21 protein-coding genes are annotated in these 24,623 nt (G+C 71.4%); 11 read left to right on the top strand and 10 right to left on the bottom strand.

Going from position 1 to position 24,623, the window contains the following annotated elements:
* Positions 1-86 precede the first annotated feature (86 nt).
* The 7 genes from OG393_RS18410 (at position 87) to OG393_RS18380 (ending at position 4,632) form a co-directional block, all read left to right on the top strand.
* The gene (locus OG393_RS18410) at positions 87-734 is read left to right on the top strand and encodes a hypothetical protein (protein WP_327375758.1); all 648 of its coding nucleotides are present in this window, start codon (positions 87-89) and stop codon (positions 732-734) included.
* Positions 731-1,732, top strand: a complete 1,002-nt coding sequence (locus OG393_RS18405; RefSeq protein ID WP_327375757.1) for an N-6 DNA methylase — start codon at positions 731-733, stop codon at positions 1,730-1,732. Before OG393_RS18410 ends, OG393_RS18405 begins: the two co-directional genes overlap by 4 nt.
* Positions 1,729-2,526 (top strand): phosphoadenosine phosphosulfate reductase, encoded by a 798-nt coding sequence (locus OG393_RS18400; RefSeq protein WP_327375756.1) that lies wholly within the window; start codon positions 1,729-1,731, stop codon positions 2,524-2,526. Before OG393_RS18405 ends, OG393_RS18400 begins: the two co-directional genes overlap by 4 nt.
* 29 nt (positions 2,527-2,555) lie before the next feature.
* Positions 2,556-2,999, top strand: coding sequence for a hypothetical protein (locus OG393_RS18395; RefSeq protein ID WP_327375755.1), 444 nt, complete (start codon positions 2,556-2,558; stop codon positions 2,997-2,999).
* A 264-nt stretch (positions 3,000-3,263) separates the two neighbouring features.
* Positions 3,264-3,728: a hypothetical protein gene (locus tag OG393_RS18390; protein ID WP_327375754.1), complete on the top strand. Its 465-nt coding sequence runs from the start codon at positions 3,264-3,266 to the stop codon at positions 3,726-3,728.
* A 72-nt stretch (positions 3,729-3,800) separates the two neighbouring features.
* A complete protein-coding gene (locus tag OG393_RS18385; RefSeq protein WP_327375753.1) occupies positions 3,801-4,301 on the top strand; it encodes a hypothetical protein in 501 nt (166 codons plus the stop codon).
* Positions 4,288-4,632: a hypothetical protein gene (locus OG393_RS18380; RefSeq protein WP_327375752.1), complete on the top strand. Its 345-nt coding sequence runs from the start codon at positions 4,288-4,290 to the stop codon at positions 4,630-4,632. The genes OG393_RS18385 and OG393_RS18380 overlap by 14 nt, the downstream gene beginning before the upstream one ends.
* Before the next feature lie 193 nt (positions 4,633-4,825).
* On the opposite strand, the gene OG393_RS18375 is transcribed toward OG393_RS18380, so the two are convergent.
* The 6 genes from OG393_RS18375 to OG393_RS18350 form a co-directional block, all read right to left on the bottom strand.
* Positions 4,826-5,050 carry a hypothetical protein gene (locus OG393_RS18375; protein WP_327375751.1) on the bottom strand — a complete coding sequence of 75 codons (225 nt, stop codon included), beginning with the start codon at positions 5,048-5,050 and terminating at the stop codon, positions 4,826-4,828.
* 46 nt (positions 5,051-5,096) lie between these two features.
* Entirely contained in the window at positions 5,097-5,237 is a 141-nt protein-coding gene (locus tag OG393_RS18370) for a hypothetical protein (protein ID WP_327375750.1), read from the bottom strand.
* Positions 5,238-5,950: 713 nt separating this feature from the next.
* Positions 5,951-7,369 carry an ATP-binding protein gene (locus OG393_RS18365; protein ID WP_327375749.1) on the bottom strand — a complete coding sequence of 473 codons (1,419 nt, stop codon included), beginning with the start codon at positions 7,367-7,369 and terminating at the stop codon, positions 5,951-5,953.
* Between the two features lie 965 nt (positions 7,370-8,334).
* Positions 8,335-10,506, bottom strand: a complete 2,172-nt coding sequence (locus OG393_RS18360; RefSeq protein WP_327375748.1) for a hypothetical protein — start codon at positions 10,504-10,506, stop codon at positions 8,335-8,337.
* A gap of 79 nt (positions 10,507-10,585) precedes the next feature.
* On the bottom strand, positions 10,586-12,433 hold the full coding sequence (locus tag OG393_RS18355) for an MFS transporter (protein WP_442817323.1): 1,848 nt from the start codon (positions 12,431-12,433) through the stop codon (positions 10,586-10,588).
* Between the two features lie 95 nt (positions 12,434-12,528).
* Positions 12,529-15,189 carry a D-alanyl-D-alanine carboxypeptidase gene (locus tag OG393_RS18350; protein WP_327375747.1) on the bottom strand — a complete coding sequence of 887 codons (2,661 nt, stop codon included), beginning with the start codon at positions 15,187-15,189 and terminating at the stop codon, positions 12,529-12,531.
* Between the two features lie 162 nt (positions 15,190-15,351).
* Between OG393_RS18350 and OG393_RS18345 the strand changes: the two genes are divergently transcribed.
* The 3 genes from OG393_RS18345 to OG393_RS18335 all read left to right on the top strand — a co-directional run bounded on the left by OG393_RS18345 (position 15,352) and on the right by OG393_RS18335 (position 17,596).
* Positions 15,352-16,074 (top strand): GOLPH3/VPS74 family protein, encoded by a 723-nt coding sequence (locus OG393_RS18345; RefSeq protein ID WP_327375746.1) that lies wholly within the window; start codon positions 15,352-15,354, stop codon positions 16,072-16,074.
* Positions 16,075-16,330: 256 nt separating this feature from the next.
* Positions 16,331-17,200 carry a helix-turn-helix domain-containing protein gene (locus OG393_RS18340; RefSeq protein ID WP_327375745.1) on the top strand — a complete coding sequence of 290 codons (870 nt, stop codon included), beginning with the start codon at positions 16,331-16,333 and terminating at the stop codon, positions 17,198-17,200.
* Between the two features lie 195 nt (positions 17,201-17,395).
* Positions 17,396-17,596: a DUF397 domain-containing protein gene (locus OG393_RS18335; protein WP_327375744.1), complete on the top strand. Its 201-nt coding sequence runs from the start codon at positions 17,396-17,398 to the stop codon at positions 17,594-17,596.
* A 97-nt stretch (positions 17,597-17,693) separates the two neighbouring features.
* Here OG393_RS18335 and OG393_RS18330 read toward each other — a convergent pair whose 3' ends face one another.
* Positions 17,694-18,515: a hypothetical protein gene (locus OG393_RS18330; protein WP_327378468.1), complete on the bottom strand. Its 822-nt coding sequence runs from the start codon at positions 18,513-18,515 to the stop codon at positions 17,694-17,696.
* Between OG393_RS18330 and OG393_RS18325 the strand changes: the two genes are divergently transcribed.
* Positions 18,514-19,296, top strand: coding sequence for an SDR family oxidoreductase (locus tag OG393_RS18325; RefSeq protein ID WP_327375743.1), 783 nt, complete (start codon positions 18,514-18,516; stop codon positions 19,294-19,296). The genes OG393_RS18330 and OG393_RS18325 overlap by 2 nt on opposite strands.
* A 52-nt stretch (positions 19,297-19,348) precedes the next feature.
* Here the strand turns inward: OG393_RS18325 and OG393_RS18320 are convergent, their stop codons facing one another.
* From OG393_RS18320 to OG393_RS18310, 3 genes are all read right to left on the bottom strand, one after another.
* Positions 19,349-20,467, bottom strand: coding sequence for an ADP-ribosylglycohydrolase family protein (locus OG393_RS18320; protein ID WP_327375742.1), 1,119 nt, complete (start codon positions 20,465-20,467; stop codon positions 19,349-19,351).
* Between the two features lie 482 nt (positions 20,468-20,949).
* The gene (locus OG393_RS18315) at positions 20,950-23,541 is read right to left on the bottom strand and encodes a bifunctional FO biosynthesis protein CofGH (RefSeq protein WP_327375741.1); all 2,592 of its coding nucleotides are present in this window, start codon (positions 23,539-23,541) and stop codon (positions 20,950-20,952) included.
* Positions 23,542-23,680: 139 nt separating this feature from the next.
* Positions 23,681-24,511 carry an LLM class F420-dependent oxidoreductase gene (locus OG393_RS18310; RefSeq protein ID WP_327375740.1) on the bottom strand — a complete coding sequence of 277 codons (831 nt, stop codon included), beginning with the start codon at positions 24,509-24,511 and terminating at the stop codon, positions 23,681-23,683.
* Between the last annotated feature and the right edge of the window lie 112 nt (positions 24,512-24,623).

The following is a 24,623-nucleotide window of genomic DNA, read 5'->3' as shown; positions in this document are numbered from 1 at the left end:
ACCCGCACCACACCAGGGGGCCGAGCCCGCGGCAACGGCCGGCCCCCTACCCCACTCATGCCTGAATCACGAGAAAGGGCACCCTCGTGCTCACCTTCACCGTCGGCAGCGGCCCGGCCCTCGAGGTCGCCGAGTACACCGACTTCGACACCGGTCAGGCCGTCTACCGCGTCACCGGCATCGGCGCCTTCACCCTCGGCTGGGACCCCGACCACCACCCCGAAGCCGACCAGGACCCGAAGGAGGAGATCCTCCAGGTCGCGTACGGCACCGGACCGGCCGGCTTCCAGATGGACGAGGCACCGGTGCTGTTCGGCCTCACCCTGGCCAGCTCCGAGTCCTTCACCCGCGCCGCCCTCGCCTCGGGCGATCTGCGGCTGCGCCCGTACCGCCTCATCATCAGCGCCCCCGTACGCGTCCCCCATGGCACAGCGCGCCGGGCCACCGCCATCGTGTCCGCTCTGGCTCGACACTGGCTGGCCCAGCCCTGGGCCCCGGAACTGCGCCGCGCACACGAACACCACTGCGCGCCCCGATCCCTTCACCGTTACGGCGGACTCATCGCGCAACACGAGGAACGTATGCGACGCCTCCGCGAGGACCGCGCCTACTACATCCAGCGCGCCGACCGGGCCACGGCGATCCTGCAAGCGGGCCCCGTGCCTGTCGCCGCGGGCGCCCCACCGCACCCGTTCACGTCGCCGGACACGACGACCGACTCAGCGGGGCGGTGAGCACAGTGGCCCAGTTCGACCTGTTCGGCGAGGTGGAGCAGAAGCTCGAAGCGCGCGCCAAGCAGCGCGAGGAGGAAGCCGCCAAGCCGCCCAAGCCACGCTCCGCCCCCGCCTCGCGCCGTAAGCACCGCGCCTTCCCGGGCGACCCGCACCGGCACGCCATGGAGGTCGCCGAGAACGTCATCGCCGCCTGGTTCAGCCACTACGGCGGCAACCGCATGGACGTTCCCCTCGGCACCATCGCCGCGCTGTCCTTCTTCCGGGAGCCGCTCGTCAGCGACTGGCTCCTCACCCTCGAACCGGCCCAGCTCCCGCCGCTGCTGCGGGAGATCTGGGGCGTCCAGTGGATGGCCCGCCCCGACCTCATCGAGGTCGCGCGCCCCCTGCACGACTGGGTCGAGGAGGACCCCGACGAGTACCAGCTGCGTGCCGTCCAGGCCGTCATCCACACCGCGATCTACAACGGGCTGTTCGACCTCACCGCCAGCGAGGACCCTTACGAGCGGTCGGAGGCCGACGTCCTCAGCCCCCTGCTGACGGGGCTGCGCCACAAGAGCGACAAGAAGTGGCGCGGCGAGTACCACACGCCACCGTCGGTCTCCGACCTGATGGCCGAGATCCTCGTCAACGGCACAGACCACGGCCGCACCATCCGCGAACCGGCCCTCGGCAGCGGCGGCATGTTCCGCTCCGTCGTCCAGACCCTGCGCCATCACGGCCTCAACCCGCACGACTACACGTGGCTCGGCAACGACATCGACCGCCTCGCCACCGCCTGCGCCGCCGTCAACGCGATCACCTGGGACCTCGGCCCCAAGACCGCCATCTGGTGCGCCAACACCCTCGCCTCGGAGGACGCCGGCCTCACCGAGGCCCTGGCCGAGCGCACCGCGGTCATCAAGCACCGCAACGCCGTCGTGGAACAGGCCCTGTTCGAACGGAAGGCCCGACGGCTGCTCGGCGCCCTCGACCAGCTCTTCGAAGGAGCCGCAGCGTGAACGTCGTCTCCTACGGCGGAGGAGTTCAGTCCACGGCGCTCCTTGTCCTCGCCGCGCAGCGCCGCATCGACTTCGGCACCTTCCTCTTCGCCAATGTCGGCGACGACAGCGAGCACCCAGCGACTCTCCAGTACGTACGGGAAGTTGCTGCGCCCTACGCGGAAGAGCACGGAGTTGCCCTCCACGTCCTCGATCGTCGCAGGCGTGACGGAACCACCGAGACTCTCTGGGAACGGCTCGTACGCCCTGGCTCTCGCTCGGTCCCCATTCCGGTGCGTATGAGCAATGGGGCTCCAGGGCGACGCTCCTGCACGGCAGACTTCAAGATCAAGGTCGTGGGTCGCTGGCTTCGTGAGCATGGCGCAACGAAGGCGGTGCCAGCCCAGGTAGCCATCGGTATCTCGGTCGACGAGATCCACCGCGCCAACCGGCGCCGCTCCGAACCTCACGAGGAGATCGTCTACCCGCTTCTCGACCTCGGGCTCCGTCGCACCGACTGCCTCGACATCATCGAACGGGCGGGGCTGGCCATCCCGTCGAAGAGCGCCTGCTTCTTCTGCCCGTTCAAGACGCTTCAGCAGTGGCAAGAGATGCGCCGCAGCGAGCCGGAACTCTTCGAGAAAGCGACCGCCCTCGAAGCCACTCTGATCGCTCAGCGCATCGCGCTGGGGAGAGACCCGGCCTACCTGACGCGACGAGGCAAGCCTCTTCCCGAAGCCATCCCCGAAGCCGCACCGCTGCCCCTGGTCGACTCCGATGACGCGGAGTGCGACTCCGGCTGGTGCATGACCTGAACCTCCCGCTACCGAACGGACAGGACACCGTGACTCATCAACCACATGCAATCCGCATCGACACCACGGAAGCACTTCGAGAGATCCCGCTTGGTGACACCCCTCGTGACCAAGCCCCCAGCGTCAGCCGAGCCCTCCTCGACGCGCCCACGGTCATCCGCAGGATCGACCACCCAGACGGCTCCATCGTGGTCATCGGAGGCAGGAACCGCGAGCAGCACCAGCTGAACGTCGGCGCCAGTGCGCTCGCCCACGCGTTGGGCGGACCCGTAGAAGACCTCCGCGGGCCGGTGGTCTTCGCGGGGGTTACCTCCTCCGACCGCCTCGTCTCCCTGCCCGACTCGGCCCTGATCGAGGCTCGGCAGATCTGCGCCAGGCCGCAGGGAGAGCTGCCCGCAACGGCCCGGTGCCCGGAAGGCAGAGCAACCACCTTCACCACACTCCACCGCACGTCCGAGGAGAACGACTCGTGAGCCCGACGAAGCCGGCAACGCCGAAAGACTCCGACGCCCCGAAAAGGCAGCGCGTGTTCCCCGCGGACTTCGCCGAGTTCGTCGCCGCGACCGCTGCGGCACTCGGCGACGGCTGGGCCGTCGACGCCGACGACAAGCCCCACCCCGGGCCGTCCGCGTACCTCGCCCACCCCAACGGCCGCCGCATCGGAATCAAGCACCTCTGGCGAGGCGAGGCCGTCCAGACCTGGGCGCTCAACGTACCGCCCCGCGAGTTCGAGGAGGGTGACCGCGACGCCGAGTCGTACGCCGACAGCCTCAAGCACCTCTCCCCCTGGCATCCGTTACAACGTCGGCGTTCACTTCACCAACAACCCGCCCGCCGCGACCGCGGCACGGAACATCCGCACCCGACTGCTGCCGGCATTCGATGGCGAGCGCCCACCGCTGCGCGCCTTCCCCAAGAAGCCTCCCCGCCGTGCTCCAGACGCCGAGAAGAACCCGGCGGCCGCGAACACGCCGACGAGCGGCGACAACCCCAAGTCAGAGCAAGCGACCGCAACCAAGGCCCCGGCGAAGACCCCACGCGGCACGGCCAAGAAGACGCAGACGCCCGCGAAGGCCACCGAGCCGAAGAAGCGGACACCAGCGCCCCGGTCACGCCGCGCCACGACGACGGCGAAGACGACGAAGGCGCAGGACACCAAGGCGCAGAAGTCAAAGCCGACCGAAGCCGCCACCAGTAACTGATCAGCCCCCGGGTGCGGGGCGGTCCAGTGGCCGCCCCGCACCCGCATCACATTGGAGAATCCGAGAACTGTCATGACACAACTCGACCTCTTCGGAGAGAAGCAGGCCGCTACGGACCGCAGGTCCGCGCGCGAGGCTGAACGCGACGCCCGAGCTGCCCGCCACGCCGCCTATCGCGAATCCCTGAAGATCGACTGCTGTACGGGCAAGCCCATCCCGCTCGACGAGCGCGGCTGCCCGCAGTACCGCTGCGGACGCTGCGGCGCCCTGGCCTTCGCCGGCACGTTCGCCTTCAACCACGACTGCGGGTGGGCCGGCTGCTACGCCGACACCGAACCCACCCGCGGCACCGGCAAGACGACTCACGACGTCGGCCTCTCCGCCTACCGGCACGACAACCAGCACTACCCCCACTGCGCCCGCCCTGGCTGCGGCCACGCACGCGGCGTCCACCAGAACGTTCCGCGCACCGCGCCCGAGGACTCCAGCTGCTACGAGTACTGCGGCTGCCAGGGCTACCTCGCACCCGTCCCCGCCGAGACCCGCGAGGAGGCCGGCAGTGCTCACCCCTGAACAGCTCGCCGCCATCGCCGCCCTGCGAGACAAGACCGTCCCGAGCCCCTGGGGCGTCATCAGGATCGACATCGAGGAAGGCGTGACCAGCTTCCTCATCGCCGACAGCAACGACGACCGCGTCGCCTCCGTCGACGTCGCGCACGAGGGAGACCCCGAAGCTCTGGCCGGCGCCGAGGCGGACGCGCACTTCGTCGCCGAAGCCCGCGCCGTCGTCGACCTCCTCCTGGACGAGGTGACCGAGCTCCGCGATCAGCTCGCCCGTACACCGACTCCCCGGCGCCGCGTCTGGGGCGACCGGCTTCGCCGCAGGAACCGAGCGGACACCTGATGTCCGCCACGGCGCCCGGTTCTCACCGTCCGCGCGGGACCATGAAGGCGCAGACAAGAATGGCCGGATTCGAACGACCGTGAAGTCACCCCAAACTGGGCACATCAGGCAGCTGGTGGCGCGCCTCATCCAAGAAGACACGTGACCGCGAGGGCGGCCCGGACTCAAGTCCGGGCCGCCCTTCGGCCGTCGCTCACGAACCCTCTGCCTCGTCGGCATCCAGAATCTCGAGCGCGCGCGGCACGTCGTCGCAGTCCCGCCAGCCGACGGGGGCTGGAGGGTCGTTGAGGGCAGAAGGCACGTCAACGTCCTCCCAGATCGGCAGCGGGTCACCGAGGGCCGAAGGCACGTCGACGTCTTCCCACGTCGTCGTGGGCGTCTCTGCCTGGCCAGGCGAGGCGGGGCGGTCAGGGTTCACTTCTCTCTCCTCCAACTGTCGTGGCAGTACATCTGGCAGGGCCGGTTCAAACCTTGAGGTACAGAGCGAGCGCCACCCACACGGCGACGGCCAGCGTCATCGCCGGAATGAGCGCGGGATGCGACACGGCGATGATTCCGGCAACCACAGCGCCCAGTGCGGTGATCGCGGTGCGTTCGGCCTTCATGTACTTCCTCCATCACATCGACACGGCTCCCGTCAGCGGGGCCGAGGTCGACCTTCGAGGACCGCGGGGTTAGCCGCGCAACCCTCCTCATCGCGCTGAGGATCACCGCTCTTCGAGGCGACTGAGGAAGTGAACCCGTGCCGCGAAGGGCAAGCGGTGCTCACGGAACCGAAGCAGGCGCCCGAGCAGGGCATCAAAGTCGCGAAGGTCAGCGTCCGTCCCCGAACGGCTTCGGCGGGGACGCCACGGGGACAGAGCGGGGACATGCGGGACCGTCGGGGACACAGCGGGGACGTAGTGCGTGGGACGGCGCGGGAGCGATCGGGACTGTCCAGGACGCGACAGGAGCGGGATCCCCGCAGTTCAGGTAGCGTGAGTACGGGCCACTGGCCGCGCTCTCGGCTTCTTTCCTGGTCAGCGCCACTCACCACCGGAGCCGCCCAGAAGTGATCTTGGGCCTCTCCTAAAGCGGGTGTCGCAGGTTCGAATCCTGCCGGGGGCACTTTGCATTACCGCTCTGACCTGGGTTTTATCCCCCAGGGAAGAGTCCTACTCGGCCTCGGACGACCCGTCCGGGGCCGTTTGCGTGAGCGGAAGGACGTCCTCGTCGAGGGTGTCGGCACGGTGCCGAGGTCGCGGTGGACCTGATCGAGGGCGGCTCGGCCCGGGGTCGGCAGGCCGTACACCCTGGCACCAACATGCATCCGGGGCGCTCAGGAGGACCACGCCGCGAGGAGTTCCGCCGGGCCGTACGCGGCGTCGAGCCCCACGCAGTCGGTCCCGCTGCGCGAGACAGCGATCACCGGCACGGGAGCAGGCGTGAGCGCGGCGCGGTGCCGGTGCAGCGCCGCGAGATCGTGCCGGTCGAAGGGGGAGTTCTCCAGCCACTTCACCGAGCCGACGAACAACAGCTCCTTGGCGATCGGCGCGCGGTCCGCTCCCACGATGTCGATCTCCACATCGTTGGTACGGGTCCAGTAACCGCCGATGGCGGGGGCGGCGGGGAGGTTCGCGTCGGGCAGCAGCCGTGCCAGCGCCTCGCGAACCAGAGGCTCAACGGCCCTGCCGCGCCAGCTGGTCCAGTTCTCGCGGATGCGCCGCAGCGTCAGGTCGCCCCGGCCCCGCTCGATCTCCTCCATCGCGGGGCCCAGCAGCTTCAGCCAGAAGCGGAGGTAGGGATCCGCGACCCGGTAGCGACGATCTTTCGAAGGACGCGTGGACACGGGAAGCTCCGCTGCGATCACCCGCTTGTCCGCGAGGATCCCCAGCGACCGCTGTAGCGGGGTCGCCCCGATCCCGCCGGCGGCGCGGGCGATATTGGAGAACGTCCGCTCACCACTACCGATCGCCGAGAGGACGGTACGGGCCTGCACCCGCTGGGGGAACTCTGCGGCCAGCGACCGCTCCGCCGACACCAGCAAGGCCGAGACCGGATCGCTGAGTGCCGCCTGCAGGAACTCCCACATCCCGGCGCCGTGCGTCCACTCCGCACAGATCAGAGGCAGTCCACCGGTGATCAAGGCCGCATCGAGGGCCGAGGCGGGATCGAGGCCGAGCATCTCGCCCACCTCCGCCGGGTTGAGCGGGCCCAGCACCATCTCCCGTCCGCGCTGGTGGAACGGGCGTCCATAACTGTTCAGCGCCTCCATCATCGACAGGTCGGAGCCGATCAGAACCAGCAGAACCGGCTTCGTCTCCAGCACTCGGTCCCAGGCCCGCTGAAGCATGCCCTCGAAGGCGCCCCCCGCATCCATCAAATAGGGCACCTCGTCCATGACCACCACGCTCGCCCGGTCGTGCGGCAGTGCTGCCGCCAGTACATCGAAGGCGGCATCCCAACTCGCCGGGCGGGCCGCGGACAGCAGATTCGCCAGCGGAAGGCTGGATGACCGCGCATCCTGGCTGAGCCGCTCCAGGTCCGCCCCCGGCGACGCCCCTGTGGCGGCATAGAAGAGGAACGGCGCACCGGACCTCTCGGCGAACCGCTCCACCAATCGCGACTTACCGACCCGGCGGCGCCCTCGGAGCATCACGCACCGCCCGGGCCGCTCCCCACCGACCCCGGCCGTCACCTTGCCCAGCTCGCGATCCAACGTCTCGAGCTCGTGCCGCCTGCCCACGAAATCCGCCATGTCGCCACCTCTCAGAGCACCCAGCAACAAAGATACTAACATCATGGTTAGTAACATTAATGTCAGTGACATGCATGGCTAGAAGGATGCCGCTCCTCATCCGGGTACGCCCACAGGGAAAATCAGCCTTCGGCGCCACAGCCTGGTCTGCCACTGGACGCCCCACGGCCCGCCGAATGCGTGAGCGACGCGCGAGCGGACGGCGTGGCAGAAGCCGCCCTGAGCCGGATGGCCGGTCATGCCGCGCGGCGCTGATCAGGCAGAAGAGCACCACGGGGCAGAGCCGAGCACCACCCGCCAGAGATTCGATACCACTCCTAAAGCTCCTGAAGCGGGTGTCGCAGGTTCGAATCCTGCCGGGGGCACAAGGAGAAGGGCCGGCTCACAGGGGCATCTCCCCGGAGCCGGCCCTTTCTCGTGATCGAGGCCGTGCCACCCACCTGCCAGAAGGCGCGAAGTCGCTCCGCCGCGGCGGACGGCCACGGGGACCCGGGAACAGGTGCGGCAGACCCGGCCTCGCGCGGTCGTCGAGACGGCGCCGGGAACCTACGAGTGGGCCCTCATCGCAAGCGGTGACCGTCTGATCCGGGCAGCCGACGTCACGCCGCAACGTCCGGCGGCAGCACTCGACGCCGCTCCGGGCGGTGCTCGCGCGGTGGGCGCGGGACCGCCCGGAGTGGCGTCGAAGGGCGAGGAAAGCGACAGACTCATCGCATGTAGGCCGCTCGCGCGGCGGAGGAGAAGGAAGCCCTTTCATGGCCTCGCCACGGGCGAAGTACCAGGCGGTTCGGGGCCGCGTCGCGCCGATTTCGCGGTGGCCGGGGCCGGCCCACACGAGAACCGGGAGGCGCCGCGGGGGCGCCTCCCGGTGAAGTCGAGGGCAAGGAGAGCGAAGAAGCTCGATTTCATTTGGAGTGTTTGAGAAGGAAGCCCCTTCATGGCCTTGCCGTGACCGACACTAACACTCAGGCCGGAATCAAGTCGCTGAGATTTTCGAGGGTGATGACCCGGGAGTCCGGGTGCAGCCCCTCGGGGCGCTCGAGACCGATGTACGTCACGGGCTCGCCGGGGACCCGTTCGCCGTCCCACAGGTCCGTGACCGTGGTGTCGCGGGACATCAGGTCGATCAGGTATCCCACGGTCAGTTGCCGGCGCTCCACGAGGGCACGCACCGCCTTGGACACCGAGACCTGGTTCTCCTCGACCCGGTTGGCCTCCGAGATGCCCTTCAGGTACAGGTGCAGCCACTTCGCACGCCAGCGGCCGTCCTCTCCGCGCTGGAAGACCAGGGGCAGCGCCACCCGGCCCACCCCGCGCAGCTCCGACTTCATCCGCACCGTGCGCGGCTCGAACGGGCGGCCCTTCTGCTCGGCGTCGCGCAGCATGAACCCGAAGAACGACTCCTCGGTCTCCTCGAAGCCCTCGCCGGTGAAGATGTTGACCTGCGGAACGACGAAGGTGGCGCGCAGCTGGTCCAGGGACAGGTTGATGAACTCCGAGGCCCCGTCGGGCGCCTCGGTGACATCGCCCGAGTGCTCGCCTCCGGCGGCCTCGAGGACCGTGTAGGAGAGCCATGAGTCGGTGCTGTAGTCGCTGTTGAGGAGCAGGGCCGACAGGTCGTAATCGGTCCGGGTCGCGGTCTCCTTCCAGTACACGAAGAAGCGCAGCAGTTCGCCGTCGACCTCCGAGACCGAACCCCGCGGAAGCACGCCGAACCCGGACGCCGTCGCCCGGCCGCTGAGCGGGAGCGCTACCTCGAGGACCTCGGGGTCGAGCAGGAGGCGGCCCGGCGCCGGGAGCCGGCGGCGCGTCTCGGCGTCGAGGGCGGCTATGAGACGGTCGCGGTCCGCGGCCGGTACCGGGGAGCGGGTGTCGGGGGTCACCCAGGCGCGTCCGCGACGGTTGACGAAGATGCGGAGTTCGTCGCTCTCCCGCTCCCGGTTGTGGAAGTGCTCGCGGACCGAGAGGACGACCCGGCCGGAGACCTCGGGAGCGACCTCGACCGCGGCGGCCGTCACCGCGTCCCGCTCCTCCTGGTCCGCGGCGGTGCGCAGCAGGAGGTCCAGGGTGCGGAACAGTTTGCCGGGAGCGGACTTCAGCAGCGTGACCGCGCCGATGACGTCGGACGCGTCGAGCAGTTTTCCGACGCGGCTGTCGAAGGACCGTGCCTCCTTCTCGCCCCGCGCGACGGCGAACACGTCGGCGGCGTGGGGCCAGCGCGGGTACTCGTGCGGGTGAAGACGCTCGCCGAGCCGCTTGAATGCCTCCCGGTGCGCGTGCACGTCGGCGAGCTTCGCCGGATTCGCCGCGACCACCGCGTCGAGGCCCGCGAGCAGTCCCCGGCGCACCGGACGGGACAGCGCGCGGAACCGGGTCGGCTCCTGGAGCGTCACGTCACCGCCCGACAGCGCGCAGGCCAGCCGCAGCACATCGGTGACGGTGTCCAGCAGGAGTCCGGCGCCGACGCCGAGGCGGGCCTCGTTGACGAGGGCCCGGTTCTCCCGGACGGGGATCGTCTCGGGCTGGGGGCCGAGCGCGCGGTGCGCGGCGAGGGTCTTGAGGTCGCGCAGGTGGTCCTCGCCCAGTGGCGTCGTGCTGCCCGCCAAGGCCAGGTACAGGTCGGTGAGTTCGTCGTCCAGGTCCCGTCCGAGGTGCAGGACGGTCACCCGGTCGCCCGCCGAGGCGATCAGCTCGCCTTGCGCCGCGAGCATCTCCTCGTAGGTGTGCTGGTAGCTCCCGTACGTGGGGAGGCTGAGGAGGTCCAGCACCCCGTGCTTCAGTTGCGTCAGCACGTTCTCGCGCGACGCGGCGTCGCCGAGCGCCTGTGTCACGCACCGCATCCAGAACTCTTCGGTGTCCGGCACGTTGGCCGGGAAGTCGATGAAGTACGTGTTGTGGCGGACGTGGTCACCCAGCATCTCGCTCACGACGCGCAGGGTCCGCTGGGCGGTGTACGCGACGGCGTCCTCGGACAGTCCCGACAGCCGCTCCAGCAACTCGGCCGAGAGCTTGAAGCCCACGGAGGCCAGCGCCGCGTCGAACTGCCGCGCGACGGTGGCTCCTTCGCCGGCGGAGCCCTGGGGCGAGGAGATGCGGTGGGTGTGACGGATGACCAGCGATTCGAGACGGTGCGCCATGCGGGGATGATCGCAGAGGTGTGCGAACCGAAGCACGGGAGTTTCGTCCCCGTCCGCCCCCGACCGTGGGGGCCGGGGGTCAGCGGAGTTCCTCCGGGCACGCCGTCCCGCGCGGGAAGATCTTGTACGGCGCCCCGAGCCGGTAGACACCCGCCTTCGGCGCCACCAGCTCCGTCCATTCGTCGCCCTCCCGGTCGGGCTCGCCCTTGACCAGGCACCCTTCCTCGTTGCGGAAGACCTTCGGCAGTTCGGTCTCCGACGCCTCCCGGGCCGCCTGGGACGCCTCCGTCTCCTGCGGCGGCTCGATCTTGCCGCCGTCCTCGTCGAGCAGCGCCAGCCACGGCGAGAACGGCACGCGGATCAGCACCCGGCCCGGCGCGTCGAGGCGGATCAGTACCTCGTCCGCGGCGGCCCGCTCCACCCGGGCGGGCGGGTCGGCGAGCGGTGTGGGGTCGGCGACCTCGTAGAGCCGCCAGTTGGCGTCGGACCAGACCTGCCGCAGGTAGGGCAGCCCCCGCGCGACCAGTTCGGCCTCCCGCTCGGCGCCCGAGTCGGGTACCCCGGTGGGCAGCACGACGTAGTGCACGGCCCAGCGGTCGAGCCAGTCCTGGTAGTTGTCGGAGTTGAGCGTGTCGTCGTAGAAGAGCGGGTTGCGCTCCATGTCGGCCTGGCGGTTCCAGCCGCGGGCGAGGTTGATGTACGGGGTGAGCGCGGAGGACTCGCGGTGGCTGGAGGCCGGCACGACCTCGACGCGTGCCTTCTCCGCCCCCCGTACCTGGAGCTGGTTGATCAGCGGAGCGACCTCACGTGTCCAGGAGGCGTCGGGCGCGGTCCGCACGACGTCGTCGACGCCCTTGAAGCCGATCCAGGCGTTCAGTCCCGCGAAGGCCAGCAGGACCGCGTACCACCTGCGCGAGCGCGGCACCGTGTAGGGCAGGGCGGCCAGCAGCACCACACCGGCGAAGAGCATGACGAGTCGTGAGACGTTCGAGCCGATCTGCGAGTCGATCAGCCAGGTCAGCAGCGTGCCCACCGAGTAGACGGCCGCGCCGGTGCGGACCGTCCGCCATGCCCGGGGCACGAGCAGGAGGACCAGCACCCCGAAGAGGAACGGCAGCGAGGTCGAGCCCAGTGACATCGGCTGTGTACCGGAGAACGGGAACAGCCAGGCGGAGACGGCGACGACCAGCACCGGGGCGAGTCCGAGCGCGTACGCTCCCGGGCGCCGCTTGTTGAGGAAGAGCGCCGCCGCGGCGACGCCGAGGAAGAGGCCGGCCACCGGGCTGCACGCGGTGGCGATCCCGGCGAGCGGGGCCGCGACCGCCGCCTTCGCCCAGCGTCTGTGGCGCCAGCGGTGCGGCCAGCAGAAGACGGCGGCGACCGCGCCGAGCGCGAACATCAGGCCGAGCCCGAAGGTCACCCGTCCCGACAGGGCGTTGCACAGGAAGGCGAAGACCCCGGCGAGCGCGCAGGCGAGCGGATTGCGGACGGCCCGCAGCCTGACGAGGATCAGCGCGGTCAGACCGGCCGAGACGGTCCCGGCGATCATCATCGTGGTCCGTACCCCGAGCAGGGACATCAGGTACGGCGAGACGACGCTGTACGAGACCGGGTGCATCCCGCCGTACCAGGCGAGGTTGTAGGCGGAGTCGGGGTGCCGGCCGACGAACTCGGCCCACGCGTCCTGGGCGGCGAGGTCGCCGCCGCTGTTCGCGAACAGGAAGAACCAGAGGACGTGGGTGAGCGCGGCGACGCCCGTAGCGATCATCACGGGGTAGCGGCGCCGTCGCCGGGCGGGGCGTGCCGGCGGCGCGGCCGGGGGCTTCTCCGCGGGGGTCCGGGGGGAAGGGAGCTCTATTCGCCGGGGCACGCCTGCACCCGGCTGCGCGGCGGCCTCGTCGGCGCTCGTCGGCTCGGCGGTGGTCACTGCGGCCCTCTCCCGTGTTCCTCGTCCCCGGAACGCTAACAGGTGCCGACCGCGGCGCCCCGGGAGTCCGGGGCGCCCGGCCTGTCGGCCGCCGGTCAGCCCAGGCGGGTCAGCTTCCTGTCGAAGCCGGGCTCGACGAGGTCCTTCTGCAGCGCGACGGGCGCGGTGACCCGGCCGGCCCCGGTGCCGATGGAGATCTCGCCGACGACGTCGCCCGCCTTGCCGGAGTGCGGCACGGTCGTGCCGCCGTCGGTCAGCCGCAGCCGGACCTCGAGGCCCGGCCAGCCGATGGCCTTGAGTTCCTCGGTGGCGACGACCGGGGTCGAGCCGCCGAGGCCGTCGTCGATCCGGCCGACGACCTGGCCCTTGCGGACGACGGTGGCGGAGGTCACGTCCGCCTGTGCCTTCCGGATGAGTTCGAGGCTGTAGTCGATCGCCAGCTGGAGCTTCTTGTAGAGCTGGTCGGCGTTCTTCGCGCCCATCACAACGCCGAGAATGCGGCGGTTCTTGCCGTCGACGACGGTGTTCGCGGACCAGAGCAGGTTGCCGCCGGCGGGGGTGGAGGAGCCGGTCTTGATGCCGCCGACTCCCGGCTTGAGCAGGATGTTGTTGTTGTTCTCGATCCGGCCCGGAATGCCGTCGACGGTGAGGTTCGGCATGTTCACGATCTCGCGGAACACATCGTTCTGCATGACCGCCTTCGCCAGTTTCAGCTGGTCCAGCGGGGTCGAGACGGTGGTCGACTCGAGACCCGAGGGGTCGGTGTACACCGAGTCGGTCATGCCGAGGTCCTTGGCGGCGGCGTTCATCTTCTCGACGAAGGCGGCCTCGGAACCGGCGTCCCAGCGGGCGAGCAGCCGGGCCACGTTGTTCCCCGACGGGATCATGAGGAGCTGGAGCAGTTCCTTCTCGGAGTAGAACTGGCCCTTCTTGATCGGCGCGGTCGACTCGTCCTTCGCCTTGGCCTGCTCGCCGGCCTTCTGGTCGACCTCGATCTCCGGGCCGGACTCCTTCCCCTTGATGGGGTGGTCGCGAAGGATCACGTAGGCCGTCATCGTCTTGGCGACGCTGGCGATCGGGGCGGGCCGCTGCGCGCCGTACGTACCCAGCGAGCCGACGCCCTCCACCTCGGCCGCGCCCTGGCCCTCACTGGGCCACGGCATGTTCAGGTCACCGCCTTCGAAGGTGTAGGCGGGGTCCGCGGTGAGGCCGAGGACGGGCTCGGGAAGCGGCCGGACGAACTGCACGATCGCAAAGACGATCAGGAGCAGGATGACCAGCGGCGTCCAGATCCGTACGCGCCGGACAGTGGTGCGCAGCGGGGTCGGCGCCGGGGGCGGGGTGTTCGTCAGCTCGGCCAGGAGATCGAGAGGGGGCAGCGGCGGCATGGGCTGCTGCTTGGTCCGCTCGGGCTCGGTGAGGGACGCCGGGGCGTCCGGAGCGGGCGCCGGGACCTGGATTCGCGGGGCGACGGGCGTACCGGTGTCCGTCTCCGGCGCGGGGGTGGCGGCCGGCGTGTGGCGCACGTCCTTGCGCAGGGGTACGAACGTGCTCGGGCGCTCGGCGGACGGCGTCGGCCCGTCAGACGGCGGGGCCGGGGCCGGGGCCGAATCCCGGCTCGGACCGGCCTTCCCGCCCGCGTCCGGTTCCCGGCTCGGGGGCGGTGTCGGGGGGAGCTTCAGCGCGGTCGTCGGCTGGTCCACGGCGGCCGGGCGGACGGCCTTGAAGACGGCCGTGGGCTGGTCGACGGCGGGCGCGCCGTCCGCGGGGTCGTCGGCGGACGACGCCACGGCGGGCTCTGCGTGCTCCGGGGCGGTAGCGGCGGTGGGCTCGGCGGCTGCGGGCTCGGCGGCTGCGGCGGGCTTGCGCGCGGAGAACCAGGAATCCGCCGAGGCGACCGGTGCGACCACCGCCCTCACGGGCTCCTCGGACGCGGACGCGGCGGGAGCGGGCTCCTCGGAACCGGCCCCGGCGGACGCGGACGGCTCGGACGCGGACGGCTCGGACGCGGACTCCTCGGACGCGGACGGCTCGGACGCGGACTCCTCGGACGCGGACGGCTCGGACGCGGACTCCTCGGACGCGGACTCCTCGGACGCGTCGCCCGCGTCCCGGTCGTCGCCCGAGGTCCTGGCGACGGCGGCCGGGCCTCCCTCGGCCGGACCGTCCTCGACGGCCGGCTCGTCCCCGTGGTCCGCGCGATCCACGTCCTCCACGGCGTCGTCGGCCTCGGCATCGGCCTCCGTGTCGGCCTCGGCATCGGCCTCGGTGTCGGCGGTGTCTCCGGCCGCGGCCACCGACCCGTCGCCGGCGGTCCGCCCCCCGTCGGGCTTCCCCGCGGGCCGCTCCGCCGACTCCTCCGCCGACTCCTCCGTCGTCTTCTCCGGGCCCCTGGCCCGCTCCTCGTCGCCGGAGGCGACCCAGGCCGCCACCGCCGCCCGCAGCCGGTCACCGGTCCCGGCCTGCGCGTCACCGGCAGCCTCCGCGGCGGCGCCGTCGATCGCGGTCTCCTGCTCCGGCACGGAGCGGACGTCGTCCTCGGGCGTACGCGGCGCCAGGTTCGCGAAGACGGCGGTCGGCTGGTCCACCCGGACCGCCGGGGCGGTCTCCGGAGCCGCCGACGCGCCCTCGGTCTCACGGAGGACGGAAAGCCTCGGATCCCGGGCGCCGCCACCCGGAGCCGCCCCCCTCGGGGACTCCTGCTGCTCCGCCTTGTCGGGGGACTCGCCCGCCACCATGCCTCCTCCGTGCGTCATGCGTACGTCCGAACCGTGCACCAGTGTCCCGTGTGGACCCCTTGGCTCCCGTGCTAGACGAGAACGACATACCTACTGGTTCCCATACGAACCACCCAGGCGCTCTCGACAGATGAATGTGAGAGGGGTCACCCTGTGACTCATCCACGCGGGGAGGCATGGATGGGCAGGAGCCGCAGAACAATTCCGGAGGAGCTTCTGCTGCTCGCTCTGGACCCGGCCACGGGTACCACAGCGCAGCCGCAGTCGCTCGACCTCGGCCTCGCCGGAGCTCAGCTAGTGGAGCTGGCTCTGGCAGGACGGATAGCCCCTGACGGGGATCGTATCGCCGTGGTGATGCCACGGCCGACCGGAGATCCGACACTGGACTCCGCACTGGAACTGCTGCGCAGGCGTGGCAGTCCGGTACGGGCCGTCCACTGGATCGGCGGGCCCCGACTGGGGCTGCGCCAGATGTACCTCGCTCATCTGGAGCGGTGCGGCATGGTGCATGCCGTCGAAGGCCAGATGTGCGGGGTGTTGCCGACGACTCGCTACCAGGCGACGGACACGGCGATCAGCCGGGACATCAGGGCCCGGCTGGACAGTGCGATCCGCACCGGCGTACCGCCGGACCCGCGGACCGCGGCGCTCGCCGCGCTGGCCCACGCGGTCGGCCTCGGCAAGCACCTGTACCCGGGGAACGAAGGACGGTCGTCGCGGTCCCGGCTGCGCGACCTGATCCGGCACGACCCCATGGGCGGACTCGTGGCGCATGCCGTGATGGACGTCCAGAACGGTGTGGCCGCGCAGCCGCGCCGTGGTTCCGCCGCGGGTGGCGGACGTCCCACGGGCGTCCCGGAGCAGCCCCACCGCGGCAGCATGGCCCGCGCCGCCGTGCACTGAGCACCACGCAACCGCTCCGGGAGCCGCAGGCGTGCGGGGAGTGGCCGTCTCGCCACGACCACCCCCGCACCCGCCACGCGAAGACCTCGCGGCCCGAGCCATGCCCGAGCGCGCACCCGCCGCGGGCCCTGCCCTTCGCCATGGGCACGGCAACCGCGTTGTCGTCATTTCCCAGCGCACACCACACCTTTGGTGGCAGTCTGCCAAGCAGTAGATACTCACAGCTACGCAGCCGACCGCCGGAGGTGCAGTTTCCGTGGCGTCCAACGTCAACCCCACTGTCAGGCGACGCCGTTTGGGACAGGAGCTCCGCCGACTCCGGGAGCAGAAGAACATGACGGCCGAACAGGTCGCCGAGCGCCTTCTGGTCTCCCAGTCGAAGATCAGCCGCCTCGAGAACGGCCGTCGCTCGATCAGCCAGCGCGATGTCCGTGATCTCTGCGGGGTGTACGAGGTCGAGGACGAGCGGGTCGTCGAGTCCCTGATGCAGATGGCGAAGGACTCGCGCCAGCAGGGCTGGTGGCACGCCTTCGGCGACATCCCCTACAGCGTCTACATCGGGCTGGAGACGGACGCGGAGAGCCTGCGGGTGTACGAACCGCAGATCATCCCCGGCCTGCTGCAGACCCACGGATACGCGGAGGCGGTGATCAGGGGCGCGCTGCCCGAGTCCGCTCCGGCCGACATCGACAAGCGCGTCACGGTCCGTACCCGACGCCAGGAGCGGATCCGGGACGACGAGCGTCATCTGCGGCTGTGGGCGGTCATCGACGAGGGCGCGCTGCGCCGGATCGTGGGCAACAAGCGGCTGATGATCGAGCAGCTGGAGCACCTGGTCGAGCAGTCGCTGCTGCCGCACGTCACCGTGCAGGTGCTGCCGTTCGACATGGGTGCGCATCCGGGTATCAGCGGTCACTACGCGATCCTGGAGTTCCCGGACACCTCCGATTCCAGCGTCGTCTACATCGAAGGCGTGACCAGCGACCTGTATCTGGAGAAGGCGCAGGACGTCGCGAAGTACAGCGTGATGTACGAGCATCTGCGGGCACAGGCGCTGAACGCCGAGCAGACCCGGGAGTTCATCTCGGACATCGCCAAGGCGTACGCGGCGGGAAACCCGGGGTGAATACCGCCCCTCGTGCCCGTCCTCGCACGGAAAGCGGGCACGCTACACCCTTGTGGGGCCTCCAAGGAAGCTCGTTTGGAATATGCCATCCGGTCGAGTGAACGTACGCCCCACATGGCAGGGGTGACCAGTAGCGTCGATCACGCCAGCAAGAACGTTGGCGCGACACCTACTGGCAGAACCGGAGTCAAGAACATGGCGATTACCCAGGGCGCTACGGATATCTGGACGAAGTCCTCGTATTCCGGAGGGAACGGGGCCTGTGTCGAAGTCAAGTCCCCGGTCGTGGCCGCGATCGCGGTGCGGGACTCGAAGGCTCCCGAGGGCCCGTCCCTCGCCTTCGGACCGGATTCGTGGAACGCCTTCGTCGGCGAGGTGAGCACCGGGACGCTCTGAGCCGGGGTGACCGCCCTGGTGCGCACGACGTTGCGAGAAGAGCCCTCTCGACTGGTCCGCCGTCCTGGCCGAGGGGGCTCGGCTTCGCTTGCGGGACTCACCTGAGTGCGTCCACGTAGCGGTCGGTTCCCGGCACGGTCGGGACGAACGGCGCCACCAGCTCGACCCGCCCGGACTCCCCCGCGAGCCGCTCCAGTCCGGCGAAGTGCTCCTGCCAGCAGTCGCGTGGGTCCCGCTCCAGGAACCACAGCAGCGTCAGCCGGGTGGAGACCCCCTCGACCTGCCGCACATACGTCATCCGGTCCCCGGGCAGCGGCGTCGGCCGGAAGACCGTGACCATCGCCGCCGGTGAGCCGGCGAGCCGCTTCGGCAGTTCCCGTGAGCGCAGCCGCTCCAGGAGTTCCGCCCGCTCCCCCGGTCCGTCGGTGTCGATCACCTGGAGCACCAGGCCCGCGTAGGGGTGGTCCAGGGCGTGCCGGTCCCGCGGGCCGGCCGCCCCGTCCCGGTACACCGTGGCCGCGTGGTCCTGGAAGGCGGTGAGGACGTGCGTACGGTCGCGGTAGACGCGGCTGTCTCGGTTGAGGCGCGTGTTGATCGCGACGGTCCATTTCATGTGCTCGTCGTAGCGGCCCTCGGTGATCCAGTACGTGGAGAGGTAGCAGCCCGCGGTGACGGGCTGGGCGACCGCTGACTTCTCGGGCCTGCGGAGCTCCTGGAGGTCCCGGGTGGCGACCCAGCGGCGGCCCGCGAAGATCCAGGGCATCGCCATCGCGCCCGCGTAGAAGTGGTCGTCCTCGTACCAGCGGTTGTAGGCGTACTCGTGGCCCGGGTGCGGTTCGACCAGGGTGATCAGGGCGTGTCCGGGGCGGGCCCTTGCCGGCCCCGCCGGCGCGGCACGCGAGTCGGGAGGCGCCCGGATGCTGCTCCAGGGAAAGACCGTGGTCGTGTCGGGTGTCGGCGCCGGACTGGGCCACCGGATCGCCGCCGCCGTCGTCGCGGACGGGGGGAACGCGGTGCTCGGCGCCCGTACCGCGGCCCGCCTCGCGAAATCGGCGGCCGAGATCGACCCGGAGGGGCGGCGGACCGCGTTCCTCCCCACCGACATCACCGACGAGGCACGGTGCGAGGCCCTCGCCGCGCTCGCGGTCGAACGTTTCGGCGCCGTGGACGCGGTCGTCCACGTCGCGGCCTGGGACTCCTGCTTCGGTGGCCTGGAGGACGCCGACTTCGCCACCTGGCGGGGAGTCCTGGACGTGAACCTGCTGGGCACGCTGCGGATGACCCGGGCGTGCCTGCCGGCGCTCAAGGCGGGCGGCGGGTCGGTCGTCCTCATCGGCACCCAGTCGGCGGTGGCGGCGCCCTCCCAGGTCCGGCAGGCGGCGTACGCCGCGTCGAAGGGGGCGCTGACCTCGGCGATGTACTCGATGGCCCGCGAGCTCGGCCCGTACCGGATCCGGGTCAACACCGTGCTGCCCGGCTGGATGTGGGGCCCGCCGGTGCGGGCGTACGTGCGGTTCACCGCGGACGCCGAGGGCGTCTCGGAGGACGCGGTGCTGGCGCGCCTCGCCGAGCGGATGGCGCTTCCCGAGCTGGCGACCGACGGTGACGTGGCCCAGGCGGCTGTCTTCCTCGCCTCGGAGCGGGCGCGGGCCATCACCGGTCAGTCGCTGCTGGTCAACGCGGGCGAGGTGATGCGGTAGGACCGGGACCGCCCCGCCGGACACCGTCGGCCGACGGGCGCCCGACAGGTTCTCAGCCTCGCGGGTAGCGGGCCAGCCAGCCCGGCGAGGACGTGGTGGGGCCGTGCAGGGCGGCCCCCTGTGTCATCTCCATCGCGAAGTCGTCGGCTATCTCCAGGACCGTGCCGCGGCCCTCCAGTTCCGCCAGCCAGGCCGGCGGGAGCGCCGTCTCTCCGTGCAGGGCCCCCAGCAGGGAACCCGTGAGGGACCCGGTCGCCGCCGAGGGCCCGTCGTGGTTGACCGCGAGCCGCAGCCCGTGCCGGATGTCCTCGCCGACCAACGCGCAGTAGACGGCGGCGGCGAGCTGGTTCTCGGCCCGGTCGATCTCGGCACCGAGCGCGACGACCCGGGCGGCGTCGGGCATCCCCTGCCGTACGGCCCCCAGGGCCCGCCGGAGGGCCTCGGTGACGGGCTCGTGGCCGGGGCGCGGGGCGAGCTGCCCGAGGGCCCGCTGGACGGAGGCGTCCACGCTCTCGCCGCGCGCGAGCCCGTGCACGACGACGGCGAGAGCACCGGCCGAGAGGTACGCGGCGGGGGCTCCGTGCGTCTGGGCGGCGCACTCCACCGCGAGTTGGCAGACCAGCTGCGGTTCCCAGCCGACGAGCAGCCCGAAGGGCGCGGAGCGGACCAGCGCGCCGCTGTCGGTGGCGTCCGGGTTCTTGGGCCGGTCGAGGGTGCCCAGGACCTCGTCGCCCAGGCCGGTCAGACAGGCGCGGGCGGGGTCCCGCCGGGTGTAGAGCCATTCCTCACGGGCGAGCCAGCCGTTGTCCTTGCGACGCTCGTCGGGGCCCCATGAGCGCTGGGTGGCCGCCCAGCGCAGATGGGCCCGGTGCACGTCGGTGGGCGGATGCCAGACGCCGGTGTCGCGGCGCACCTGGGCGCGCACGAGTCCGTCGACGGTGAAGAGCGTCATCTGCGTGGCGGCGCTGACGGCGCCCCGCCGCCCGTAGGCGGGTACGGGCTCGGTCAGGCCCTCGTCCCCGTGGGCGGCCCGGATCTCCGCCAGGGACAGCCCGGCGACACCCGCGCCGAAGGCGTCCCCGACCGCCCCACCGAGGAGGCAGCCCCGCACGCGGGCCCGGAAGTCCTGCTGCTCGGCACGGCCCCACACGGCCGCGACGGTCGTGGTCACAACGTGCCCTCCCCGGTGACGCAGGTCTGCCGCAGCACTGTAATCGACGCGGTAGGGACGTTCGCGAGCCGGAAGGTGAGGAGATCCGACGCCCTTCGGGCCGGATTCGACCGCGGTTCACCCGAGGTTTCGCCGCGGTGTGGCCCACCCGCGGCGTGGCACTCCACGAGCATCGCCTACGGGACCGTCGCCGCCGGGCTCGTCCCGGGCGTCACCGCTCGTTCCGCTCCTCCCGGCGCGAGGCTCGGCGTCGACGCGCGGGAGCCGAACGGCCTCCGGCGCGCACTCCTCGTCGGCTGACGGGCGGCACGGGCCGGGGCGGCCGTCCTCGCCCCCGGTCGGCACCACGGCCCGGTGACGGTGGGCCCGCGCCACGGGCTCGGTGACAGGGAGGCCGCGACAGGGGATACCGCGACGCGGGGCGCCGCGGCTCGGAGCCTGTCGGGTGGCCTTGGACCGGTCAGAGGCCACCCGACAGGCTCTCAGGCCGGCCCGTCGCCCAGCACCGGCAGCAGCTCGGGCAGGTGCCCGTCCGAGGCGCGCGCCGTGCGCGTCCGTTCCTCGGGCACCTCGCCGTACAGCGTCGTCCGCGGCCGGGAGGGCCTCCCCGCCGCCTCCGCGATGGACTCCAGGTCCTGGATCGACCGGTACGAGCCGTAACCGGAGCCGGCCATGCGGGAGATGGTCTCCTCCATGAGGGTGCCGCCCAGGTCGTCGGCGCCCGAGCGAAGCATCTCGGCGGCGCCGTCCGCTCCCAGCTTCACCCAGCTGGTCTGGATGTGCGGGATGTGCGGGTGGAGCAGCAGCCGGGCCATGGCGGTGACCGCCCGGTTGTCGCGGACTGTCGGTCCGGGGCGGGCGATGCCCGCGAGGTAGACCGGGGCGTTGGTGTGGATGAAGGGCAGCGTCACGAACTCGGTGAAGCCGCCGGTCTCCTGCTGGATGCGGGCGAGGGTACGGAAGTGGCCGAGCCAGTGGCGGGGCTGGTCCACGTGCCCGTACATCATCGTGGACGAGGAACGGATGCCCAGTTCGTGCGCGGTGGTGACGACCTCGATCCAGGTGGCGGTGGGCAGCTTGCCCTTGGTGAGGACCCAGCGGACCTCGTCGTCCAGGATCTCGGCCGCCGTGCCGGGGATCGAGTCGAGGCCCGCCTCCTTGGCGGCCGTCAGCCACTCCCGTATGGAGAGGCCGGTCCGGGTGGCGCCGTTGACGACCTCCATCGGGGAGAAGGCGTGCACGTGCATGCCCGGGACGCGTTCCTTGACGGCGCGCGCGATGTCGAAGTAGGCGGTGCCCGGCAGGTCGGGGTGGATGCCGCCCTGCATGCAGACCTCGACGGCGCCGACCTCCCACGCCTGCTGGGCGCGGTCGGCGACCTGGTCGAGGGAGAGGGTGTAGGCGTCGGCGTCGGTGCGGCGCTGGGCGAAGGCGCAGAAACGGCAGCCGGTGTAGCAGACGTTCGTGAAGTTGATGTTCCGGGTGACGACGTAGGTGACGTCGTCACCGACGGCCGCCCGGCGGACGTCGTCGGCGATCCGGGTCAGCGCGTCGAGGGCGGGCCCGTCGGCGTGCAGCAGGGCCAGCGCCTCATCGTCGCTGAGCCGGGTCGGGTCGTCCGCCGCGGTCGCCAGCGCGGCGCGCACGTCGGTGTCGATGCGCTGCGGGACCATGCCCGGCGCCGCGGCCTCGCGCAGCGACTCCCAGTCGCCGTACACCTCGTCGAAGTCGTCCCGGCGGTCGTGCGTGCGGCCGGTGGTGTCGATGGTGCGGTGCAGGTCGGTGCGCCCGGTGGCGGTGAAGGCTTCGTCAGGCTCCTGCCAGGGCCGTCCGCGTACCGGGGCGTCCGGGTCGGCGAGGCCGGTCTCGGGGTCGGCCAGGGCCCGCACGTGCGGCAGCAGCCGGGGGTCGAGCCAGGGTTCGCCGCGGCCGACGAACTCGGGGTAGACGCAGAGACGTTCACGCAGCTCGAAACCGGCCGCGCGGGACTTCTCCGCGAGGGTGTCGATGTGCGGCCAGGGCCGCTCGGGGTTCACATGGTCGATGGTGAGCGGCGAGACGCCGCCCCAGTCGTCGATGCCGGCGTCGACGAGCCGCCCGTACTCCTCGTCGACGAGGTTCGGCGGGGCCTGCAGACAGGCCGAGGGGCCCATGATGTGGCGGGCGACCGCGATGGTCGCGACCAGGTCGTCCAGTTCGGCGTCGGGCATCCCGCGCATGGCCGTGTCCGGCTTGGCGCGGAAGTTCTGGATGATCAGCTCCTGGATGGAGTGGTAGGCGCGGGAGACCCTGCGGAGCGCGAACAGCGACTCGGCGCGCTCCTGGTACGTCTCGCCGATGCCGATGAGCAGTCCACTGGTGAAGGGCACCGAGGAGCGGCCGGCGTCCTCCAGGACGCGAAGCCGTACGGCCGGTTCCTTGTCCGGGGAACCGTAGTGGGGGCCGCCGGGTTCGGACCACAGCCGGGTCGCCGTCGTCTCCAGCATCATCCCCATGGAGGGGGCGACCGGCTTGAGCCGCTGGAAGTCCGTCCAGGAGAGCACACCCGGGTTGAGGTGGGGCAGCAGGCCCGTCTCCTCCAGGACGCGGACCGCCATGGCCCGGACGTACGCGAGGGTGTCGTCGTAGCCGTGCGCGTCGAGCCACTCACGCGCCTCGGGCCAGCGGTCCTCCGGCTTGTCACCGAGTGTGATCAGCGCTTCCTTGCAGCCCAGTTCGGCGCCGCGGCGCGCGATGTCGAGGACCTCGTCCGGAGACATGAACATGCCGTGCCCGGCCCGGCGCAGTTTGCCCGGCACGGTCACGAAGGTGCAGTAGTGGCACGTGTCCCGGCACAGCCGGGTGAGCGGGATGAACACGCTCTTCGAGTACGTGATGACGCCGGGCCGTCCGGCCGCCGCGAGCCCCGCGTCCCTTACGCGGGCGGCGGACGCCGTGAGATCGGCCAGATCGTCCCCGCGCGCCTGGAGCAGCACGGCGGCCTCACCGGCGTCGAGCGCCACCCCGTCCCTGGCCCGCTTGAGGGCTCGGCGCATGGAGTTCTCGGTGGGCCGTCCGGGCTGCTGATCGGTCATGCACCGAGCATACGAGCCGGGGCCGACGGGGGGACGGCGTGTACCGAGGTGGGCGGGGGCCACCGGGCCGGGGCTGCCGCCTCGCGCGCCCCCGGGGCATGGGGCGCGGGGGCGCGCTCCCCTCCGGCCGGCGTGGCGGTCAGAGGTACCGCGCGTAGGCGTCGAGCACCGCAAGGACCTCGTCGTCGCCCGACGGTGGCAGTTGCAGCACGACCTCCTCGCAGCCGAGTTCCGCGTAGTGGGCGAGCTTGCCCGGGTTCGGCAGGACGGCGTAGGGGACCACCTGGAGGGTGGCCGGGTCCCGGCCGGCCTTCTCGAACGCCTCACGCAGCACGGGCACGGCTTCGGTCAGGCCACGGCCGCCGATGGGCAGCCAGCCGTCGGCGTACTCGGCGATCTGCGCGAAGAGCCTCGGCCCCGCCGCCCCGCCCAGCAGGATGCGCGGCGCCCCGCCGGCCGGCTTGGGGTGGACGTGCGAGGCGCGGACCGACACCCCGAACTCGCCTTGGTAGGCGGTGGGTTCGGGAGCCCACAAGGCTCGCATCAGGGACATGCGCTCGCGGCCGAGTTCGCGACGGGTCGCCCATGTCACGCCGTGGTCGGCGGCCTCCTCCTTGTTCCAGCCGAAGCCGACGCCGAGGGTGAAGCGTCCGCCCGAGAGGTGGTCGAGCGTCGCGATCTGCTTGGCCAGCCCGATGGGGTCGTGCTGGGCGACCAGCGTCACGCCGGTGCCGAGCGCGAGCCGTTCGGTCACGGCCGCGGCCTGGCCCAGGGCGACGAACGGGTCGAGGGTGCGGGCGTACTCGGGGGGAAGCGCGCCGCCCGCCGGGTACGGGGTGATCCGTTCGGCGGGGATGTGCGTGTGCTCGGGCAGGTAGAGCCCGCCGAAGCCGCGCTGTTCCAGTTCGCGTGCGATCCGCACGGGCGTGATGGTCTCGTCGGTCAGGAAGATCGTGGTCGAGATCCGCATAAGGGCACGGTAGGGCGAGGGGCCCGGAATTCCGAGAGGTGCGACTCCCGGGCGTCGTCGGCGCCCGGGAGTCCGGGGCCGGCCGCGGCGGAGGGGCCGGGCGGGGCGGGCG

It is taken from the genome of Streptomyces sp. NBC_01216 (genome assembly GCF_035994945.1).
Classification (GTDB): Bacteria; Actinomycetota; Actinomycetes; order Streptomycetales; family Streptomycetaceae; genus Streptomyces.
Note: the sequence above shows the minus strand (reverse complement) of the source record. Positions and strands in the feature narration are given on the sequence as shown.

Coding starts and splice junctions, on each gene's coding strand:
- OG393_RS18315 (WP_327375741.1), bottom strand. CDS start 23,541: ATGACCGATCAGCAGCCCGGACGGCCCACCGAGAACTCCATGCGCCGA.
- OG393_RS18385 (WP_327375753.1), top strand. CDS start 3,801: ATGACACAACTCGACCTCTTCGGAGAGAAGCAGGCCGCTACGGACCGC.
- OG393_RS18345 (WP_327375746.1), top strand. CDS start 15,352: ATGGGCAGGAGCCGCAGAACAATTCCGGAGGAGCTTCTGCTGCTCGCT.
- OG393_RS18365 (WP_327375749.1), bottom strand. CDS start 7,369: ATGGCGGATTTCGTGGGCAGGCGGCACGAGCTCGAGACGTTGGATCGC.
- OG393_RS18335 (WP_327375744.1), top strand. CDS start 17,396: ATGGCGATTACCCAGGGCGCTACGGATATCTGGACGAAGTCCTCGTAT.
- OG393_RS18350 (WP_327375747.1), bottom strand. CDS start 15,189: ATGACGCACGGAGGAGGCATGGTGGCGGGCGAGTCCCCCGACAAGGCG.
- OG393_RS18360 (WP_327375748.1), bottom strand. CDS start 10,506: ATGGCGCACCGTCTCGAATCGCTGGTCATCCGTCACACCCACCGCATC.
- OG393_RS18310 (WP_327375740.1), bottom strand. CDS start 24,511: ATGCGGATCTCGACCACGATCTTCCTGACCGACGAGACCATCACGCCC.
- OG393_RS18325 (WP_327375743.1), top strand. CDS start 18,514: ATGCTGCTCCAGGGAAAGACCGTGGTCGTGTCGGGTGTCGGCGCCGGA.
- OG393_RS18370 (WP_327375750.1), bottom strand. CDS start 5,237: ATGAAGGCCGAACGCACCGCGATCACCGCACTGGGCGCTGTGGTTGCC.